Below are 19,197 nucleotides of genomic sequence, written 5' to 3'. Positions count from 1 at the left end.
TATGAAACGCATCCTGGTCCTTATCTCCGGCAACGGCAGCAACCTGCAGACCATTCTCGAGAGTTGCGCCGACGGCAAGATTGCCGGTCAGGTGGTCGGCGTCATCAGCAACAAGGCCGATGCCTACGGGCTGGTGCGCGCCAAAGAGGCGGGGGTGGCCACCACCATCCTCGCCCAGCAGCAGTTTTCCAGTCGGGAGGAGTATGACGCTGCCCTGCTGGTGCTGATGAACGACTATCAGCCCGACCTGGTGGTGCTGGCCGGCTTTATGCGGATCCTGAGTGCCGACCTGGTGCGGCACTTTGCCGGGCGGATGGTCAACATCCACCCCTCCCTGCTGCCCAAGTACCAAGGGCTGCATACCCATCAGCGCGCCATCGACGCCGGTGACGACGAACACGGCGCCAGCGTCCACTTCGTCACCGAAGAGCTCGACGGCGGCCCGGTGATCCTGCAGGCGCGCGTTCCCATCTTCGAAGGGGACACGGCCGAGGAGGTGGCGGCCCGGGTGCAGGTGCAGGAGCACAGCATCTACCCGCTGGTGGTGCAGTGGTTCTGTGAAGGGCGCTTGCAGATGCGAGAAGGGTCTGCCTTCCTCGATGGCAAGCAGCTTGGCCTGGCAGGCTATGCCAGCGAGTAACCGCTAGCAGCAGTAAGACACAACAAGGGAGGCTTAGGCCTCCCTTGTCATTTCCATCGACCAGCGCAATGGTTGTCATCACGTCCGATGACGCCGCTGCGCGGCTAATCGGCCCTACACCGGATTGTCGATATCGATAAAGGTGACATCCAGCCCGTGCACCGTCGCCAGCCACTCCCCCAGCGCCTTGACACCGTAACGCTCGGTGGCGTGGTGACCGGCAGCGTAGAAGTGCATCCCCATCTCGCGGGCGGTGTGGATGGTCTGCTCGGAGGCTTCGCCGGAGATGAAGGCATCGATGCCCTGCTCCGCCGCCAGATTGATGTAGCTCTGACCGCCACCGGTGCACCAGGCCACCGAGCGAATGAGCTCGGGGCCGCTGTCGCCACAATGGAGCGGTTCACGGCCGAGGCGCTCGGCAATCAGCTTGGCAAAATCGGCGCCGCTCATGGGCTCTTCCAGCTTGCCCACCATGGCGACGCTCTTGCTGTTCCAGGGCTCGAGGCCACGGCGCACCTTGATGCCCAGCAACTGGGCCAGCTGGGCGTTGTTGCCCACCTCGGGGTGCACGTCCAGCGGCAGGTGATAGGCAAACAGGTTGATGTCGTGGGTCAGCAGGCTCTTGATGCGGCGCTGTTTCATGCCGGTGATCTGGGCAGGCTCGCCGCTCCAGAAGTAACCGTGATGGACCAGGATGGCATCGGCCCCGGCAGCCACGGCCGCGTCGATCAGAGCCTGACTGGCGGTCACGCCGGTCACCACCTTGCGAATGCGCTCACGCCCCTCCACCTGCAGGCCATTGGGGCAGTAATCCTTGATGGCGTGGGGTTCGAGCAGATGGTTGAGTACGCTTTCCAGTTTTCGATGAGAGATCATAGGGGTCCCTTATAAAGGCGCCGACCCCTGTGCTGCGATACAGGCAGGAATCGGGCTCATAACGCCGAGGCCCCATGATAATCGAGGCGGGCCGGCAAGACCATGATGCCTCCCGCACTGCGGCCCCTGGTCGGGCCCGGAATGGCCTCAGGCCGGCAGGTCGATCCCCGCCTCGCGCATCTGGGCCAGCTTGTAGCGCAGGGTGCGCGGGCTGATGCCGAGCCGGTCGGCCACCGCCTTGCGGCTGCCGTTGCAATCCTGCAGGGTGTCGAGAATGATCTGGTGCTCCTGCTGCTTGAGCTCGCTGCCCAGGTGTTCGCTGCCGCTGCTGCGCTCGTTGCTGACCAGGCGGATCTCTTCTTCCTCCACCTCTTCCAGAATGAGGTGCTCGCAGCCGATGAGGCCGTCGGGGCTCAGAATGAGGGCGCGCTGCACCACGTTGTCGAGCTCGCGCACGTTGCCGGGCCAGGGGTGAGCCAGCAGCCGCTCACGGGCCGCCTCCGTCAGTTGCGGCGTCGGCAGTCCCTGCTGACCGGCATGCAGCGCCAGCAGGTGTTCCGCCAGCGGCAGTATGTCGCCGGGGCGCTCCCATAGCGCCGTCCAGCGCAGCGGGAAGACATTGAGGCGATAGTAGAGATCCTCGCGAAACAGGCCATCCTGCACCGCTTTTTTCAGATCCCGGTTGCTGGTGGCGATGACCCTCACATCGAGCGGGATCAGCTTGCGACTGCCGAGCCGCTCCACCTCTTTCTCCTGCAGCACCCGCAGCAGCTTGGCCTGCAGCCCCAGATCCATCTCGGTGATCTCGTCGAGCAGCAGGGTCCCCCCCTGGGCCTGTTCGAACTTGCCGGGGCAGCCCTGCACCGCACCGGTAAAGGCCCCCTTCTCGTAGCCGAACAGGGTTGCCTCCAGCATGTTTTCCGGAATGGCGGCGCAGTTGATGGCGACGAAGGTCTGTTCGGCGCGGCTGGAGTTGTCGTGGATGTAGCGGGCCAGCACCTCCTTGCCAGTCCCGCTCGGACCGGTCACCATCACGGTGGCCTCGCTTCTGGCCACCCGGGTCGCCAGCTGGAACAGCTCGGCAGTCTTGGGATCGCCGTAGACCACGGCCCGTTTCTCCACCTTCTGGGCCGGCACATAGCGGCTGACCTGATTGAGCAGCACCTCGGGGGAGAAGGGCTTGGCCAGGTAATCGATGGCCCCTTCGCGCATGGCCCGCACCGCGCCGTCAATATTGGCGTAGGCGGTCATCAGGAGCACCGGCACCTGGGGATATTGCTGGCGGATATTGGCCAGCAGGGTCAGGCCGTCCATCCCCCCCATCTGGATATCCGAGATCACCATGTCGAAGCTCTGGCGCGACAGGGCCAGCAGGGCCCGCTCGCCGCTGTCCACCTCGCGGCACTCATAGCCGCCGAGCAACAGGGTATCCATCAGCGCTTCGCGCAGGCCATTGTCATCTTCCACTACCAGGATCCGGGCCTGAGTCATGCTACACCTCCCACCACAGCCAGCCTGGCCGCATTGATATTGATCCCTGCCGGATGGCGCTGACGCTCAACGTGGCTCATGCGACACCTCCGAGCGGCACCGCCTGCTGATGCAGGGGGAACGACAGGGTAAAACAGGTGCCCTCGCCAGGGACCGAGGCCACGCTGACCTCCCCCTGATGGGCACGGACGACGGATTGCACCACCGCCAGCCCAAGGCCGGTGCCCTGGGATCGGGTGGTAAAGAAGGGTTCGAAGATCTGGCTCAGCAGGTGGGCGGGCATCCCTTTGCCGTTGTCGAGGATGCGCAGCTCCACCCGGGCGCCGCTGCGCACCGCGCTCACCAGCAAGGAGGTTGCCCCCGCCTGCTGGGCGTTGGCGATGAGGTTGTTGACGGCTCCCGCCAGCGCACTGTTGTTGGCCAGCAGGCAGAGATCAGGCTCCGGCGCCTCCATGTGCAGCTCGCAGCCCTGCTGGGCGCAGAAGGCTTCGGCCCCCGCCTGCACCTCGGCCAGCAGTCCCTGTACCGAGGTGGGGGTCACCACCTGGTTGTCACCGTTGCGGGCAAACAGCAGGATGTCGTTGATCTGCTTCTCGAGATCCTGCAGGCGTGCCATCAGCTTTTGCTGGAACTGGCTGCGGGATTCGGGCTTGAGGGTGCGGTTGGCCAGGTTGGCGGCATAGAGCATGGCGGCGGAGAGCGGCGTGCGGATCTGGTGGGCCAGCGAGGCAGCCATGTTGCCAAGGGCCGACAGCCGCTTCATGTGGTTGATGCGATCTTGCAGCTGGCGGGTTTCGGTCAGATCGTTGATGAACACCAGCTGGCCCGGCTGATCCGGCAGCGGCTGGGTCGACAGCTGCACCCGGCGCCCATCGCGCAGGGAGATCTCGTGGCCGTCATCCTCGCGGGGCTGAAAGCAGCGGTCGATGATCTGGCGCCAGGCCTGCCCTTCCAGCGGCTCCCCCAGCAGCGCCTTGGCGGCCGGATTGGCCCGGGTGATCCGGCCCTCGCCGTCGAGCAGCAAGACACCGGTGGGCAGCGCCGTGAAGATGGCGTAAAGCTGGCTCACCTCGTGAGACTGGAGCGGGGTTTCTTGCGGCTGGGCTGTCATAAAGCTGACCTCAAACTGGCGACTGAGTCAGCTTATTCAATTTCCATGCCACTAAAATTTACATATAAAATCAAAGCCTTGAAGCTGGGCGTCAAGGCTTTGACCCTTATGCTTCCTTGCTCATCCCGTATTTTTTCATCTTCTCCACCAAGGTGGTACGGCGCATGCCGAGCAGGTCGGCAGCGCGGGCCACCACCCCGTCCTGGGACTCCAGCGCCTGGCGGATCAGCTCCACTTCCAGGTCGGCCAGCATCTCCTTGAGGTTGACCCCCTCCTCCGGCAGCTGCATGGCGCGGGCATGGCTGGCGGGCAGATCCAGCTCGGGTGGATCCTGGAACACGGCGGCCAGTGCATCGCGCTCGTCCATCTCGGTCAGCCGCTCGTCCCGCGGCTCGCAGGGCAGCAGCCGATAGCGGCTCGGCAAGTCGGCCACATCGACGATCTGCTGCGGGTAGAGGATGAGCAGCCGCTCCAGCAGGTTGGAGAGCTCGCGCACGTTGCCCGGCCAGGGGTACTGCATCAGGGACTCCATGGCGCGCTGGGTCAGGCGGATCATCCCCTGGTGCAGCTCGGCGTGGCGATTGAGCAGCTCCTGCAGCAACAGCGGGATGTCGTCGGCCCGATCCCGCAGCGGCGGGGTCTCGATGGGGAAGACGTTGAGGCGATAGTAGAGATCTTCACGGAAGACCTGGGTGCGGATCATCGCCTCCAGATCCCGGTGGGTGGCGGCGATGATGCGCACGTCCGCCTGAATGGGCTTGCCACCGCCGACCCGATCAAACATCCGCTCCTGCAGCACCCGCAGCAGCTTGACCTGCATCGGCAGCGGCATGTCGCCGATCTCGTCGAGAAACAGGGTGCCCCCCTGGGCCAGTTCGAAGCGACCGCGCCGGGCGGCGATGGCGCCGGTGAAGGCCCCCTTCTCGTGGCCGAACAGCTCGCTCTCGAGCAGCTCGGCCGGGATGGCGCCGCAGTTGATGGGCACGAAGGGGCCCGCGCTTCGGGCCGAGAGTTCATGGATGGCGCGCGCCACCACCTCTTTGCCGGTACCCGATTCGCCGAGGATCAACACGTTGGCATCGGTCTCGGCCACCTGGCTGATGAGCCGGCGCACCTCCTGGATCCCCTTGCCCTTGCCCACCAGCAGGCGCAGCAGCGCCTGCCCCTTGTCGTGAGTCTGCTGACGGGGATGGAGGGAGACGAAGGCCTGGCAAAAATGGAGGTGGCGGGTCAGGGATTCGTAGGTGAAGGGGGACTCGGCCACCCCGATGAAGTTGCTGTTGGGGAAGTCGGCTTCCACCAGCGACAGGAAAGGCACCCGGGGAAAACCGGTCAGCAGCTCGCCCAGCGGCCGGCCATTGAGGGCACCGGTCAGTACCCCCTGCAGCGGGCCGGATGACTCGATGGCAACCTCCAGATCACCCTCGGCAACCTCCTGCCAGGGGATCCCCATGAACGAGAGAACTGTCCCCAACTGTTGGCGCCGCTGCGCATCGGCGTCAACAATCAACACTCCCATTGCCATCATATCCATCCCTCTATTCTCGACGTAACTTATTGTTTTATTGTGCTTATGTGGTCAAGCCACGCACTTTATGCAGGATGCACAAAGTGCCAAAATTCCGACGCATTGTCAAAATTTGTCGCATTTCACCTAAGTTTATCGACCCAACGGCGTCACAAGATAAATTTTGTCGACACTTTTTTTGGGTAACGCGGGCAGGCCGCAGGCAAACAAGAGGATGAGAGGAACAGGAGCGAGAGCGCCTGCTTGCGGCCCGTAGCGGGCCGCAAGCAGGCAGGATGGTCAATGGCGGGCGTGAGTGTGGGGCGCGGCGTAACGGCACTCGGGGAAGCGGCTGCAGGCCAGGAACAGGCGGCCGGCATGGGGTCCCTTCTTGGCTTCCCGCTCCACCAACGGCGCATCGCAACGGGGGCAGTGCGGCACTTGATGGGGAGCCTCGTCTTCGTCCTCTTCCACCTCGGCAAACAGATTGTCCACCAGCTCGGCGTCGGCCGCCGGCAGCGGCGCACTGCGTGGCGATACGATGGCCTTGATGGGGGCCACAGCCGGGGCTCGGCCACCATGGAGGGGCTCTTCCACCTCGACCCTGTCCAGCTGCAGAGGGCTGAAGGTGGGTTCGCGGCGCTCGCCCGGCAGCAGATCCTCTTGCGGCAGATCCGTGCTGCGGTTCAGCAGCGGCAGGATCTGTTCGCGCAGCTCCTCGACCTGATAGTGGCTGCTAGCCGGGATCTGCAGCAGCGGCAGACCGGCACTGTCAAAGGCGGCCTTGAGGAAGCTATCCCGCGCCTTGCGCTTCTGATGGCGGTGGGAGCTGTCATCGAGCTCGATGGCGCAGATGAAGGAGAGATCCGAGGGGTGGCAGAGCAGATAGTCCACGTGCTTGGCGCTGATCTTGTTGAAAGCCTGCTGCCACTTGCTCTTGCCCATCCCCGCCTCCGGCGTCAGCACATCGGCCACCCGCACCTTGGCAAAGACCCGAGCCTGGTCGCCCACCGCCAGATCCAGCACACCGAGGAAGGAGCGCTCCGCCGGGCTGAACAGGGTCTCCTGCAGCTCATAGGGCAGCGCCTTGCCCTTCTTGCCCCTGCTCCAGAAGATCGCCAGCAGAAGCAGCACCAACAACACCAATCCCGATACGACAAGGCTATTCATACGCGCACATCCCGCTCACCAGAGCCAGCTAGTTTCACAATACAAAACAGGGGCATCACTCTACCACGCAGCTGCGGGCGCAGGCAGTGCAGAAATGGCGTCAGCCCCCTCTTCGCCGCGCTTTTTCGCCATTTTTGCTGCCGGCGGGGCTTCATATGGCCTGTGACAGCAGGCACAATGCTGGAGAAACCCAATTCCAAGGAGAGCAGGATGCAAAAGCAATTGGTCGTGACCGTGATCGGCGCAGACAAGCCCGGTATCGTCGAGAGTCTGGCGGACGTCATCAGCCACCAGCAGGGCAACTGGCTGGCCAGCTCCATGAGCGAGCTGGCGGGACAGTTTGCCGGCATCCTGCACGTGAGCGTGCCTGACGAGCACTACCGCAGCCTGTGCGAGGCGCTGGCGATGCTGCCCGGCCTCACCGTCAGCTTCGCCGAAGGCCAGCTCAGCCAGGAGCCGGAGCGGCAGGTGATGGTCAGCGTCACCGGCAACGACCGGGCCGGCATCGTCCACGAGGTGGCCAGCATCTTGCGCCAGCTCAACGTCAACGTGGCCGACCTCACCACCGGCTGCGAGCCCGCCCCCCATTCCGGCGCCCCGCTCTTCTACGCCCACGCCCTGGTGGCGCTGCCGCCCCGGCTCGAACTGGGGGATCTCATCAGTGCGCTGGAGTCCCTCTCCGACGATCTGGTGGTCGACATCGACCAGGCCTTCATCGACTGAGCGGATGGTCATCAATCTGTCATATTTCCACGCCATAACTGCCGCGCAGACGCGACCTGACCACAGAGGCATCACATGAGCACCGACAAGCAGTATGAAGAGAAGGAGCTGAGTTGGCTCTCATTCAATGAACGGGTGTTGCAAGAGGCGATGGACAAGACGGTCCCGCTCATCGAGCGGGTCCGTTTTCTGGGGATCTTCTCCTCCAACCAGGACGAGTTCTTCAAGGTACGGGTGTCGGACGTCAAGCGCCGCATCCTGATCAACGAGGTGCACGGCGGCGACGACGAGGCCAAGGTGTTGCTGCGGGCCATCCAGCAGAAGGTGATGGCGCTCGGCGAGGCGTTCGACAACACCTACAAGGAGCTGCTGATCGCGCTGGCCCGCCACAACATCTTTCTGGTCAACGAGAACCAGCTCTCCGAATCCATCCAGCAGTGGCTGCGGGTCTTCTTCAAGGAGAAGGTGCTGCGCCACATCATCCCGATCCTGCTCAACAAGGAGGTCAACCCGGTCAAATTCCTGAAAGACGAGTACACCTATCTCGCCATCGAGATGAAGAAGAACGGCCAGGTGATCCAGTACGCCTTGGTGGAGGTGCCGACCGACGATCTGCCCCGCTTCTTCCAGCTGCCGCCGGAGGGCACCCGCCGCAAGAAGCAGATCATCATCCTGGACAACGTCATCCGCTTCTGTCTGGACGAGATCTTCAAGGGCTTCTTCGATTACGACGAGATTGCCGCCTACGCGGTCAAGCTGACCCGGGATGCCGAGTATGACCTCTCCGACCAGCTCGACCTCAGCCTGGTGGACAAGATGAGTGATGGCTTGAAACAGCGCCTCACCGCCATGCCGGTGCGCTTCGTCTACGAGCGGGAGATGCCGGCGGCCATGATAAGCTTCTTGAAGCTCAAGCTGCAGATCAGCTCCTACGACGCCATCATGCCGGGCGGGCGCTACCACAACTTCAAGGATTTCATCGGCTTCCCCAACGTGGGTCGGGACTATCTGGAGAACCCCAAGCTGCCGGCGCTCGATTGCCGCGACTTCGACGGTTTCGTCAACGCCTTCGACGCCATCACCAAGCAGGACATACTGCTCTACTACCCGTACCACAAGTTCCACCACTTCACCGAGCTGGTGCGCCAGGCGGCCTTCGATCCGGCGGTGAGCGCCATTCGCATCAATATCTACCGGGTGGCCAAGAAGTCGCGCATCATCCACTCCCTCATCGACGCCGCCAACAACGGCAAGAAGGTGACCGTGGTGGTGGAGCTGCGCGCCCGCTTCGACGAGGCGGCCAACATCGACTGGGCCAATATCCTGACCAATGCGGGGGTCAAGGTGGTGTTCGGGGTGCCGAGCCTCAAGATCCACTCCAAGCTCTGCCTCATCACCCGCCACGAACATGGCGAGGCGGTGCGTTACGCCCACATCGGCACCGGCAACTTCAACGAGAAGACCGCCAAGATCTACACCGACTTCTCCCTGCTGACCCGCCACCCGGACATCACCGCCGAGGTGGAGAGCGTGTTTGAATACATCGAATATCCCTACCGGCGCTACAAGTTCAACCACCTGCTGGTCTCCCCCATCAACAGCCGGCGCCAGCTCTATCGGCTCATCGACAACGAGCTCACCAACGCCAAGGCGGGGCAGCCAAGCGGCATCACCCTCAAGATCAACAACCTGGTGGACAGGGATCTCATCAACCGGCTCTATGCCGCCGGCCAGGCCGGGGTGCCCATCCAGATGATCATCCGCGGCATGTGCGCCCTGCGCCCCGGGGTGCCGGGTCTTAGCGACAACATCCGGGTCATCAGCATCATCGACCGCTTCCTCGAACATCCGCGGGTGATGGTGTTCCACAACCGGGGCAACCCCCAGCTCTATATCTCCAGCGCCGACTGGATGAGCCGCAACATTGACGGTCGCATCGAGGTGGGTACCCCCATCTACGACGAGCGTCTCAAGCAGCGCATCCTGGATATTCTCGAGCTACAACTGAGTGACACCTGCAAGGCGCGGGTCATCGATGCCGACCAGAAGAACGAATACGTGAAGCGGGGCAACCGCCGCAAAATTCGCTCCCAGGTCGCGATTTACGACTACCTCAAACGCATAGAGTCAAACAATGGACAATAGCCTGTACGCCGCCGTCGATCTCGGCTCGAACAGCTTTCACATGGTGATCGCCCATCTCAGCGAGGGGCGCTTTCGCATCGTCGATCGCATCAAGGAGCGGGTGCGGCTGGCCGAAGGGATGGATGCCCACAAGCGGATGAGCCCGGAGGCGATGGCTCGCGGCCTCGCCTGTCTGTCGATCTTTGCCGAGCGGCTCACCAACATCAATCCGGATCAGATCCGCATCGCCGGTACCTACACGTTGCGCCGCGCCAGCAATGCCCGCGAGTTTGTGAGCGAGGCGGCCAAGGTGCTCAACCACCCCATCGAGATCATCAGCGGCCAGGAGGAGGCGCGTCTCATCTATCAGGGGGTCGCCCATACCCAGCACATCGAGGGACAAGTGCTGGTGGTGGACATCGGCGGCGGCAGCACCGAGCTCATCATCGGCGAAGGGTTCGAACACAAGGCGCTCACCAGCCGCAAGATGGGCTGCGTCAGCTTTACCCAGAGCTTCTTTGCCAACGGCAAGCTCGGCGAAAAAGCCTTCAACGGCGCCGTGCTGGAGGCTCAACACCAGCTCGCCCCCATCATCAACCAGTACCGCAAGCTGGGCTGGCAGAGCTGCCTCGGCAGTTCGGGATCGATCCGCACCGTGCGCGATGTGCTGCAGGGTGAGGGCTGGACCGACGGCAGCATCACGCTCGCCGGGCTGGAGCAGCTCAAACGGGAGATGCTGGCCCACAAGCGGGTCGGTGATCTCAAGCTGGCCGGCCTCACCGAAGAGCGCCAGGAGGTGTTTGCCGCCGCGGTCGCCATCCTGATCGGGCTCTTCACCTCCCTGCCCATCGAGCGGATGGAGTACTCCGACGGCGCCCTGCGCGAAGGCTTGCTGTATGAGTTCGAGGAGCGGCTACAGCACCACGACATTCGCGAGCGCACCGCCCAGGCTCTCGGCACCCACTACCGGCTGGACCGAAAGCAGGCCGCCCGGGTGGAGCAGAGCGTGCTGACCCTGTTTGATGACCTGCAGGTGCCATGGCAACTGCCGGTAGAGCCCTATCGCGCCATCCTCGGCTGGGCGGCGCGGCTGCACGAGATTGGCCTTGCCATCAACTACAGCGGCATCCACCGCCACTCAGCCTATATCCTGCAGCACACCGATCTGCCCGGCTTCAACCAGGACGATCAGGCCCTGCTGGCGGCCCTGGTGCGCTTCCAGCGCAAGGGGCTCAAGCTCGCCGAGCTGCCCGCCCTGCCCAACCACGACGAGCAGACGGTGCTGCGCTGCATCCGCATCCTGCGCCTCGCGGTGGCCGCCCACCACAGGCGTCAGGACAACCTGCTGCCCGAGTGGAAGGTCGCGGCGCAAGGCGACCAGCTGGTGGTGACCCTGCCGCTCGACTGGTGCGAGGAGAACAAATTGCTGATGCAGAATCTGGAAAAGGAGCATCGCTATTGCCAGGAGCAGGGCTGGCCGCTGCTGTTCCAGCTCGGCTGAGCGCGGGCGACGGATGCAAAAAAGGCAGCCCATGGGCTGCCTTTTGCGTTTTCTCAGATGGCGACTTACTGCAGCTCGGGCAGCAGCAGCTTGGCGATCTCGAAGTAGATGATGAGACCGGTGCCGTCCACCAGGGTGGCGATGAAGGGGGCGGACACCACCGCCGGGTCGATGCGAAAACGACGCAGCACCATGGGGATCACCGAGGCGACGGTGGCGCTCCACAGCACGATGGCGATGATGGTCAGGGTGACAACCATGCCGATCTGGGGGCCAACCCCCAGGCTCCAGGCCCGCACCCAGGCCGCCAGGGCGATGGCGGCCGAGATGAGCAGACCGGTGGAGATCTCTTTTTTCAGCACGGTGCCGAGGTTGCGCAGGCTCACCTCCCCCACCGCCATGGCACGCACAATCGTGGTGGTGATCTGGGTGCCGCTGTTGCCGCCGGTGCCGATCAGGAGCGGGATGAAGAAGGCCAGCGCGATGGCGGCCTCCAGCTGCTCTTCAAACGCCCGCAGCACGGTACCTGTATAGGCTTCGGCCACGAACAGGATCAGCAGCCAGCCCACCCGCTTGCGCCACAGTTGCCAGGGGGTCGCCTGCAGATAGGGAGTGTCGAGCGGCGAGGAGCCACCCTGCATCTCCGCATCCTCGGTGGATTCGAGCTCCAGGATGTCGGCTGCATCGTCCACGTGGAAGATGCCCACCAGCTTGCCCTGATCCTCCACCGGCAGGGTCGAGAGGTCACGATCGATCAGCAGGCGGGCGGCCAGCTCCTGATCCGCCCGAGCGTTGATGCGCACCACCTCCCGGTCCATCAGCTCGCTCACCGGCAGTTGCGGGTCGGCAATCAGCAGGGATTTGAGCGAGATGCTGCCGAGCAGGCGTTTGTCGTTGTTGACCACATAGAGGTTCTGGAACAGCTGGGCGTTGTCCCAGGCATCGTGGATCAGCTGCTTGGCACTGCCCACCGTCTCCTGATCGCCGATGGCCAGAAACTCGTGGCGCATGTTGGCGCCCACCGATTCGGTCGGCCAGTCGAGCAGGGAGTAGAAGGTGGACTGTACCTGCTCCGGGAAGCGGGCAAGCAGCATGGTGCGATCACTGCTGCCCAAGCGGCGCAGAATGGCCAGCATGTCGCGCCGTGGCATGGCCCCCTGCAACAGGCTGACGATGCTGACATGCAGTCGCATCAGCAGCCGGCCGGCACACTCAGCCGACAGCGAGCCGAGCAATGCAGCCCCCTCGTTGATGGGCAGGGTATCGAAGATGCAGTTGAGCTCTTCCGGACGCAGGGTCAGCAGTTGATCGGCGCGCTGAACCGGATCCAGGTTGTGCTCCAGCCAGCCCTGCAGGGCGGCCAGATCGAGCAGTTGGTGACGATTGAGTAGTGTCTGTGTTTTCTTCATCACAAATGACCTCATGTGATTTCAGGCAAGCCTGAGCGCGAACGGTGATCCGTCGCCGTCTGAAAGAAAACAGCAATTTGATTGACGAGTAATAGGCAGGAAATGACGCCGTCCGGCGTGTCATCATCCCCACGTACCAGCTTTAGCACTGCATAACGTATCCGGCATGCCGGAAGCCACTTGGGTTTACACCTTAATCCGATGAAAACTGTCCTGATCTTGGGCGTCTCTGGACGTCGTGAGATCAGTGGCCTGTGTTTATACAGGAGCCTCGCCTAACGAGATGCTGCAAATAGTCGCACAACCCTCTGTTGTGCGGGCAGCATGATTATCGAACGCTCAATAGGAGTCAACCCGGGGCAAGGGGCTAAATGGCCCATGGCAACAGCTTGTTACAATTGGTTGGCAAGGGGAGTTGAATGAGGATAAAAAAACGGAAGAAAGGGGCTGGAACGGCAACCATCGCTTGCGGCCAGCCGGGGCCGCAAGCGATGAAAAAAGCTCAGCGGATGTAGTCGAACAGGGTCAACTTGCTGATCTTGCTGAAGGAGAGCTGGGTGGCGCTCAGGGCCGCATCCTCTTTCGACAGGGTGGCGATCACCTCGTAGAGATCCGCTTCGGAGACCTTGGCTCTCGCCTGCTGATTGAGGGTACTCAAGCCTTCGTTCGAACCCATCACCTGCTCCAGCCCGTTCATGCGCCCGCCGATCTCCCCCAGCCCCTGATCCACGTTCAAACGGGCATTCTTCATGTGGGCGGTGGCATCCGCCACCTTCAGCTGGAAGGTATCCGGCGTGATGTTGGGATCCCGCAGCGCCGTGATGAAATCGGACATGCCATCCAGGATGTTGTTGTTCTGGGGCGGATCCAGCACGAAGTTCTGCGCCGCGCCCCCCGCCGGCAGCGACAGGGTCAGCTCCAGTCCGTTGAAGGGGATCTTGTTGCCCGCCACATAGTCGCCGCTTTGCAGCAGGGTACCGCCACCGTCCCTGATCTCGTAGGTATCCGGCGTGCCGGCGATGGTGTTCACCGTGTACTGGTTGCTGGCGAGCGAAGGGTCATAGTTGTTGCGGTAAAAACTGTCGAAGTGGCCCTGATCGGCCACCCCGACCTGAATATTGGCGCTGGCCGCGCTGCTGGTACGGCGGGTCGGCACGATTTCGAACAGGTTGAAGCCCGAATCGTTGGCGGCAATCTGCACCGTCGGCGACACCTGGATCTTGCGCTGGCCGGTATCCCCCTGAAAGATGTAGTTGCCGCTGGCATCCTGAATGAAGGGCTGGGTCTTGCTCTGATTGCCGCCGAAGATATATTCGCCCTGGGAGTTCTTGCTGTTCATCAGGTCGAACATCTGCTTTTGCAGCCCCTCCAGCTCGCTGGCGATGGCCTGGCGATCCTCGTACCCCACCGCCGAGTCGTTCGCCTTCTGGATCAGGGTCTGGGCGCTGGTCATGGCGGTATTGAGGGCGGTCAGCACCGTCTCCTCGTGGCCCAGGCTGTTTTCCAGCAGGCTGCCGTTGACCCCGTACTGCTTGAAGAGATCGATCTCCTTGGTCAGCGCCAGCTTCTGGCTCATGCCGGAAGGGTCCTCCCCCGCCGACTTGAACTTCTCCCCCGTCATCAGTTGCTCATAGGCCGTACTCAGCCGCTCGTTGGCACTGTTCAGCGAGGAGATGTTGCGGTCATAGACCATGTTGGTAGTGATACGCATCGGGTTACCTCACTGATGACAGCAGGGTGTCGAAGATGGTCTTGGCTGTGCTGACTATCTGGGCGGAGGCGGCATAGGACTGCTGATAGCGGATCAGGTTGGCCGCCTCCTCCTCCAGACTGACGCCGGAGACACTCTCGAAAATCCCCCTGCTCTGGGTCAATTTCGTTTCATCGGCCTTGAGCTGGCTCTTGGCCTGGCTGGTGGTGTTGCCCACCCCGGTCACCAGGCTGGAGTAGGCCTCGTTGAAGGTCATCTTGTCGTTGCTGGTACCGGCGTTGCTGCTCTTGCGCACCAGATCCTTGTTCTGCAGTTCGGCCAGCGCCAGGCCGTTGGCATTGTCGGCAAAGCCGTCGGTGTTGTAGCTCAGGGTGAAGCTGTCATTGGCTTCCACCTTGCCGGTGATGCTGAACTCATAACCCGGGGTCTGGGTCGGAGTGGCATACACCTTGGGGCCACCGAGCGGATTCTCTAGGGCCGCCATCAGGTTCTGCCCCTTGCTGGCGGCGGGGGCAACCCCGATCAGGGTGGTACCGTCCGCGGCATAGACTTGGTAGTTGCCGCTGCCATCTATCTTCACCACCTGGGGTGAGGCCGGATCCAGGCTGTTGGTGCCAAAGCCGGAACCGGCGCCGGTATTGGTGATGCCAGTGAGCTTGATCTCGCCCGAACCGAAGTTGTTTTTGCCTTTATCCGCCTTGAGCGGCGATGCCAGCGCCAGATCTTCGGCCCGGGTCACCAGCTGGTCCAGCCCGGCAGCCGCCCGCTTGGTGGGTTGCAGCAGGATCCTGTCCCCTGCCGCCGGCGTGCCGGAGAGATCGAACTGGATGCCGTGCCCCGCCACCTGCACGGTGGCGGGTGGCGTGGTGCCGGTGGCCAGCGAGGTGCGGTTGCCATCCTTGTCCACCGAGAACACCTCGTAGCCGGTGGCACTGCTGAACTGCACCTCGTAGTCGAAGGTGGTCACTTCCGTCCCCTTGCCGGGCACGAAGCTCACCTTGGCGGTAGCGTTGCCGGTATTCTGGCTGTAGGGCAGGCCATCGCTCGTGCCTAGAGAGAAGAGGTCCCCCCCGAGCTCGTTGTCCAGATCCATCCCCAACCGGTTTTGCTGGTTCATGGCATCCGCCATGGCGGCCGCCAGCTGACCCAGCTCGCGCTTGGCCGGCTCCAGATCGTTGCGGGCAGAGAAGAGCCCCCCTATCCCGCCGCCTATGTCCTTGTCATTGAGGGCGACCTTGTTGGGGTCCATGACCAGCTGCAACTCGGACTCACGGGCATCGGGATTGCCCGGCACCACATTGAGCTGGGCAACGCTGCCATTGAGCACCAGGGAGTGACCGGTGCTCATGTTGACCAGCATGCTGCCGTTGTCCTGCGGCACGGTGCGGATCTCCATCTTCTCGGAGAGCTGGCGAATGGCCTCGTCACGCTGGTCGAACAGCATCAGGTTCTCTTCCGGCGTGCCCTGGGTGCGAATGATGGCCTGGTTCAGATCGTTGATGCTGTTGATCAGGCTGTTCACCCGCTTGGCTTCGTCACCGATGGTGGTGTTGATGGTGTCGGTCTGCTTGTCCAGCTGGGCCGACAGGGTATGAAAGCGGTTCACCATGCCACTCAGCCCGCTCAGGGTGGTCTTGCGGCCCGAGATGTCGGCGGGTGCTTCGTTGGCGGTATGGAACCCCTCGAAATAGGAGCTGATGGCGGCACCGACGCTGTTGCTGGTGTCCCCCAGCAGGGTGTCGGTGTTGGCGAGCTGCTGATAACGGGTGGAAGAGGCATAAAAGGCCGAAGTGTCGCGTCTGACCTCCCCCTGGGCATAGGCGTTGATGACCCGCTCGGTCAGCATGTCCCCGGTGCCGAGTCCGTTGGCATTGGTATAGATCAGGGTACGTTCACGCACATAGCCCTGGCTATTGACGTTGACGATGTTGTTACTGGTGGTCTGCAGCAGCCGCTGCTGGGCCATCACACCCGAGGTACCAATTCCAAGCAGATCGCTTGCCATGACTTACAGCTCCATTTCTGTCGTGTTGGTCGCGGAGTAGCCGGCAATGGCGTCACTGCGCAATACCTGTTTCAGTTTCCTGGCATAGTGCGGGTCGGTAGCGTATCCAGCCTGTTGCAAGGCTTCGAAATAGCGATCCGGACTGTCCACCTTGGCCAGTGCCCCCTTGTAGCGGGAGCCCGATGTCAGGAAATCGACATAGTCGTTGAAGCTCTCTTCGAACGACTCGTAAGAGCGAAACGCGGCCTTCTGGCGCGACGCCACTCCTTTCTCGTATTCCAGAGTGCTGACCACCGTCTTGGGTCCTTCCCAGCGCGGGTCGGCCTTGATGCCGAACAGGTTGTGGGTTACTTGCCCCTCCCCGTTCTTGATCACCCGTTTGCCCCAGCCGCTTTCCAGTGCGGCCTGCGCCACCAGCACCGCCGGGCTCAACCCCAGCTTGGCGGCCGCCTTCTTGGCCAGCGGCATCAGTCGATCGACAAACTCTTCAGGGGAGTCGAACACCTGCGCGGTATCATCCAGCGCCTTGTGACTGCGCATGCCGTGTGCCTCTGCCGCCGGCCCCATGGGCGGTACGGTTCGGTGGGTACGGTGCAGCGCTGTCTGAGGCTGGGTATCCCCTTGCATCTCTTTCTCAGCAAAATCTTTGCCAACTTTTGAGGCAGAGATGAGATCGTTGGCGGTGGAGGTGGGCGGCTGATAGGGTTTGTAGACCCGCTCGGTACGCTGGGGCATCTTGAGCACCCGCCCGTCATGATGGGTGAAGGTCTCCGGCGAGAGCTGCTTGGCCACCATGGCGGCCAAGCCTATCCCCCCCTTGCTCGACATGTCGGCGACCCGCTGCTCATCCAGCATCCCTTCGTAGAACTGGGTGTAGCTGCTGTTGAAGGGGCTGTCCTGGGTCAGCACCTGGTTGGCCTGGCGCATGCTCTGGAACAGGGTCTGGGTGAAAATGGACTCGAACTGGCGGGAGGCGGCCATCAGCGCATCCGCTTTCCCCTCCTTGCTCTGGCTCAACTGGCGCAGGCGATCCAGGTTCTGGATATCCTGTACCATGCCCAGATTCACGCCGCCGTTGTTATCTAACTCTGCCATTTTGCTTACCTCATTGCCGCCCGTGGCAACCCCTTGCCGCTTGTTGATTACAGTATGACCAGCTGGCCTTCGATGGCGCCAGCCTGCTGCAGCGCCTCCAGGATCGCCATCAGGTCGCCGGGTGCCACCCCGACCTGGTTCACCGCCCGCACCAGATCATCCAGGGTCGCCCCGGTATCCAGCTTGAACATGCGCCCCTGCTCCTGCTGCACATTGATGGTGGAGTTGTTCGTCACCGCCGTCTGGCCACCCGAGAGCGGATTGGGCTGGGACACCTGCTGATTCTCCGCGATGGTGACCGTCAAGCCGCCGTGGCTGATGGCCGCCGGCTTGAGCCGCACCTGGCTGCCGATGACGATGGTGCCGGTACGGGAGTTGACGATGATCTTGGCCGCCTCGGTGGCCGGATCCACCTCCAGGTTCTCGATGGTGGCGAGATAGGAGACCCGCTGGCCCGGATCCCGCGGCGCATAGACCTTGACCGAGGTGGCATCGAGTGCCTGCGCGGTGTTGGGGCCGACCAGATCATTGACCACGTCGGCCAGCCGGCGCGCCGTGGTGAAGTCGGGACGATTCAGGTTGAAGGTGATGGTATCCCCCTGGCTGAAGGAGTTCGGAACCTCCCGCTCCACGGTGGCCCCGTTGGCGATGCGGCCGACGGTGGGCGTATTGACCACCACCTTGGAGCCGTCAGCCCCCTCGGCCCCTAGCCCGCCAACTACCAAGCTGCCCTGCGCTACGGCATAGACCCGGCCATCCAGCCCTTTCAGGAAGCTTTGCAGCAGGGTGCCGCCACGCAGGCTCTTGGCCTCACCGATGGCCGATACGGTCACATCTATGGTCTGTCCCGGTTTGGAAAAAGGGGGCAGATCGGCATGGATGGCCACCGGCGCCACGTCCTTGATCTTGGGCTTGATGTTGTCCGGCACCTTGATGCCGAAGTTGTTCAGCATGGTGCGAAACGTCTGCTCGGTGAAGGCGTTGCTCTTCTCACCCGTACCGGGCAGACCCACCACCAGGCCGTAGCCGATCAGCTGGTTGCTGCGCACCCCTTCCACCGAGCTGATGTCCTTGATCCGGGAGGCATGAGCCATCCCCAGGGGCAACAGGCAGCAAAACAGGGCAACAAGACGGAGCGACTTCATAACACCTCCTAGAGCGGCCACCAGGGACCATTGAAAAAGCTGGTGAGCCACCCCTGTTCCTGGCTGTTGGCCAGATCGCCGGTACCACCGTAATGGATGCGGGCATTGGCCACCTTCTGGGAGGAGACGCTGTTGTCCGTGGTCACATCCTCGGGGCGGATCATGCCGGTGATCCGGATATATTCATTGCCGTTGTTGAGCATGATCCACTTCTCGCCGCGCACCAGCAGGTTGCCGTTGGGCAGCACCTTGGCCACGCTGACGGAGATGTTGCCCTGCAGGCTGTTGCTCTGATCCGCCTTGGCCTGCCCCTTGAAAGCGCCATTCTGGCCAAGAGAGGCCGACAGATCATAGGGGCCGGCCGTTACCGGCACACCACCCAGCATCGCCGTGTTCATCGTCAGCTTGTTGTCCTTGCCGCTCTGGGTATTGGCCTTCTTGGAGGCAGAGGTGGACTCGGCCAGCTCGATGGTGATGATGTCACCCACCTTGTGAGCCTTGATGTCCGAGTAGATGCCGTTGACCTGATCGGGCTGGAAAATCGCCCCGGTCGGTCTGACCGAGACCGGCTCCGACTCCCCGTAAACGGGGGCAAACTCGGGATCATCGGGCTTGGGGGTATTGGGGGTGCTGCTGCAGCCCCCCAATACCATCAGTCCCAGCATCCATATGGCTTTCATGGTGCGCCT

The 19,197-nt window shown here is 62.7% G+C and carries 15 protein-coding genes and 1 riboswitch; of the genes, 4 read left to right on the top strand and 11 right to left on the bottom strand.

The genetic code is table 11. From position 1 onward, the window contains the following. Nucleotide 1 precedes the first annotated feature (1 nt). Nucleotides 2–640 (top strand): phosphoribosylglycinamide formyltransferase, encoded by a 639-nt coding sequence (purN, locus tag BN1143_RS20370; RefSeq protein WP_042051991.1) that lies wholly within the window; start codon nt 2–4, stop codon nt 638–640. A gap of 114 nt (nt 641–754) precedes the next feature. Here the strand turns inward: purN and BN1143_RS20365 are convergent, their stop codons facing one another. From BN1143_RS20365 to BN1143_RS20345, 5 genes are all read right to left on the bottom strand, one after another. Further along, nucleotides 755–1,516 (bottom strand): Nif3-like dinuclear metal center hexameric protein, encoded by a 762-nt coding sequence (locus BN1143_RS20365; RefSeq protein WP_042051989.1) that lies wholly within the window; start codon nt 1,514–1,516, stop codon nt 755–757. Nucleotides 1,517–1,663: 147 nt separating this feature from the next. Continuing rightward, entirely contained in the window at nt 1,664–3,007 is a 1,344-nt protein-coding gene (locus tag BN1143_RS20360) for a sigma-54-dependent transcriptional regulator (protein WP_042051986.1), read from the bottom strand. A 76-nt stretch (nt 3,008–3,083) separates the two neighbouring features. Further along, nucleotides 3,084–4,118, bottom strand: coding sequence for a sensor histidine kinase (locus BN1143_RS20355; RefSeq protein WP_017782332.1), 1,035 nt, complete (start codon nt 4,116–4,118; stop codon nt 3,084–3,086). A 106-nt stretch (nt 4,119–4,224) separates the two neighbouring features. Next, on the bottom strand, nt 4,225–5,646 hold the full coding sequence (locus BN1143_RS20350; RefSeq protein WP_005302751.1) for a sigma-54 dependent transcriptional regulator: 1,422 nt from the start codon (nt 5,644–5,646) through the stop codon (nt 4,225–4,227). 279 nt (nt 5,647–5,925) lie between these two features. Beyond that, nucleotides 5,926–6,795, bottom strand: a complete 870-nt coding sequence (locus tag BN1143_RS20345; protein ID WP_042051984.1) for a DUF2726 domain-containing protein — start codon at nt 6,793–6,795, stop codon at nt 5,926–5,928. Nucleotides 6,796–7,005: 210 nt separating this feature from the next. Here BN1143_RS20345 and BN1143_RS20340 point away from each other — a divergent pair, with 210 nt between their 5' ends. From BN1143_RS20340 to ppx, 3 genes are all read left to right on the top strand, one after another. Continuing rightward, nucleotides 7,006–7,518 (top strand): glycine cleavage system transcriptional repressor, encoded by a 513-nt coding sequence (locus tag BN1143_RS20340; RefSeq protein ID WP_005302753.1) that lies wholly within the window; start codon nt 7,006–7,008, stop codon nt 7,516–7,518. Between the two features lie 75 nt (nt 7,519–7,593). Further along, the gene (gene ppk1, locus BN1143_RS20335) at nt 7,594–9,663 is read left to right on the top strand and encodes a polyphosphate kinase 1 (RefSeq protein ID WP_005302754.1); all 2,070 of its coding nucleotides are present in this window, start codon (nt 7,594–7,596) and stop codon (nt 9,661–9,663) included. Next, complete coding sequence (gene ppx / locus BN1143_RS20330) at nt 9,653–11,143, top strand: exopolyphosphatase (protein ID WP_042051983.1); 1,491 nt, start codon at nt 9,653–9,655, stop codon at nt 11,141–11,143. Before ppk1 ends, ppx begins: the two co-directional genes overlap by 11 nt. 65 nt (nt 11,144–11,208) lie before the next feature. Here ppx and mgtE read toward each other — a convergent pair whose 3' ends face one another. The 6 genes from mgtE to flgH all read right to left on the bottom strand — a co-directional run bounded on the left by mgtE (nt 11,209) and on the right by flgH (nt 19,188). Next, nucleotides 11,209–12,552, bottom strand: a complete 1,344-nt coding sequence (gene mgtE / locus BN1143_RS20325) for a magnesium transporter (RefSeq protein WP_005302756.1) — start codon at nt 12,550–12,552, stop codon at nt 11,209–11,211. A 120-nt stretch (nt 12,553–12,672) separates the two neighbouring features. Next, nucleotides 12,673–12,842: riboswitch (M-box (ykoK) riboswitch) on the bottom strand. 212 nt (nt 12,843–13,054) lie between these two features. Continuing rightward, on the bottom strand, nt 13,055–14,263 hold the full coding sequence (gene flgL, locus BN1143_RS20320; RefSeq protein WP_042051981.1) for a flagellar hook-associated protein FlgL: 1,209 nt from the start codon (nt 14,261–14,263) through the stop codon (nt 13,055–13,057). Nucleotides 14,264–14,267: 4 nt separating this feature from the next. Beyond that, nucleotides 14,268–16,268 (bottom strand): FlgK family flagellar hook-associated protein, encoded by a 2,001-nt coding sequence (locus tag BN1143_RS20315; RefSeq protein WP_042051980.1) that lies wholly within the window; start codon nt 16,266–16,268, stop codon nt 14,268–14,270. A 3-nt stretch (nt 16,269–16,271) separates the two neighbouring features. Then, entirely contained in the window at nt 16,272–17,363 is a 1,092-nt protein-coding gene (flgJ, locus tag BN1143_RS20310) for a flagellar assembly peptidoglycan hydrolase FlgJ (RefSeq protein ID WP_017782327.1), read from the bottom strand. A gap of 47 nt (nt 17,364–17,410) precedes the next feature. Continuing rightward, nucleotides 17,411–18,508, bottom strand: a complete 1,098-nt coding sequence (locus BN1143_RS20305) for a flagellar basal body P-ring protein FlgI (protein WP_010633466.1) — start codon at nt 18,506–18,508, stop codon at nt 17,411–17,413. Between the two features lie 8 nt (nt 18,509–18,516). Beyond that, a complete protein-coding gene (gene flgH, locus BN1143_RS20300; protein ID WP_005302761.1) occupies nt 18,517–19,188 on the bottom strand; it encodes a flagellar basal body L-ring protein FlgH in 672 nt (223 codons plus the stop codon). Nucleotides 19,189–19,197: the final 9 nt, after the last annotated feature.

Source organism: Aeromonas dhakensis (assembly GCF_000820305.1).
Lineage (GTDB): Bacteria > Pseudomonadota > Gammaproteobacteria > Enterobacterales > Aeromonadaceae > Aeromonas > Aeromonas dhakensis.
This window is presented reverse-complemented; position numbering and strand designations above follow the sequence as displayed.